This window comes from Streptomyces sp. 13-12-16, assembly GCF_002114215.1.
Lineage (GTDB): Bacteria > Actinomycetota > Actinomycetes > Streptomycetales > Streptomycetaceae > Streptomyces.
This window is the reverse complement of the sequence record NZ_NCTE01001161.1, coordinates 1-1,307: the sequence shown is the minus strand read 5'-3', so window position 1 is coordinate 1,307 and position 1,307 is coordinate 1. Positions and strand designations below refer to the sequence as shown.

Below are 1,307 nucleotides of genomic sequence, written 5' to 3'. Positions count from 1 at the left end.
GATGCCGTGGCGGGCCTTCCAGCCCAGTTCCGTGGCCGCGCGGTCGGCGGAGGCGACGACGCGGGGCGGGTCGCCGGGGCGGCGCGGGGTGACCACGGGCGGGCGGTCGTGGCCGGTGAGGGCGTTGACGCGGTCGATCATCTCCCGCACGGAGACGCCCTCGCCGCGGCCGATGTTGAGGGTGAGGTCCCGGCCGGGGGCGGAGCGCAGCGCGCGGGCCGCCGCGACATGGGCCTCGGCCAGGTCGACGACGTGGATGTAGTCGCGGACACAGGTGCCGTCGGGGGTCGGGTAGTCGTCGCCGAACACGCGCGGGGGCAGGCCGGCCGTCAGTCTCTCGAAGATCATGGGAATGAGGTTGGAGACGCCCGTGTCGGCGAGGTCCGGGCGGGCGGCGCCGGCGACGTTGAAGTAGCGCAGGCAGGCCGTGGAGAGTCCGGCCGCCCTCCCGGCCGCGCGGACCAGCCACTCGCCGGCCAGCTTCGTCTCGCCGTACGGCGACATGGGCACGCACGGGGTCCCCTCCGTCACGAGGTCCACGTCCGGCGTGCCGTACACCGCCGCCGAGGAGGAGAAGACGAAGGAGCGGACCCCGGCCGACGTGACCGCGTCCAGCAGGACGCGCAGGCCCTCGACGTTCTCCCGGTAGTAGTGCAGCGGGAGGGAGAGCGACTCGGCGACCTGCTTCTTCGCCGCGAGGTGGACGACGCCGGTGACCTCGTGGTCCGCGAGGGCGCGCGCGACCCGCTCACCGTCCAGGGTGGAGCCGACCACCAGCGGCACCCCGTCCGGCACCCGGTCGGCGAGGCCGGTGGACAGGTCGTCGTACACCACCGCCCGTTCGCCCGCCTCGGTCATCGCCCGTACGACGTGCGCCCCGATGTAGCCGGCGCCGCCGGTGATCAACCAGGTCATGGACGGCCGTCCCCTCGTCGTTGGCCCGTGCTTCCGCGATCGAACAGGTCGGCTCTCAGTGAAGCAGGCGCCACAGCCTTCCGCGCAGCACCGGGACGGCTCCGCGTACGCCGGCCGCCACGCGCAGGGCCAGCGCACCCGAGTTCGTGGCGTACGGCCGCACCAGCACCACGCCGTGCCAGGGGCTCGGCATCACACAGCGGCGCAGCAGGCCCGGCCCGGCGAGCGCGTGCGCCGCCACCCGGCGGCTCGAACCGTCCCGGAAGCGCACCCGCAGCCGCAGGTCCCAGGTGCCCGTGCCGAGCGTGGCCAGCCGGTCCGGCCGTACGGTCGTCTCCGCGACCCAGGTGCCGTCGGCCGCCGTCCGCAGCGGCACCGTGCGGCGGACCCGG

The 1,307-nt window shown here is 75.1% G+C and carries 1 protein-coding gene and 1 pseudogene; both read right to left on the bottom strand.

What is annotated here, in order from left to right; genetic code table 11:
• A partial coding sequence (gene galE / locus B7767_RS36835; RefSeq protein ID WP_085575812.1) for a UDP-glucose 4-epimerase GalE occupies positions 1-915 on the bottom strand: 915 nt, incomplete at its 3' end.
• 55 nt (positions 916-970) lie between these two features.
• Positions 971-1,307: pseudogene (locus B7767_RS36830) on the bottom strand (transferase); the annotation flags it as partial.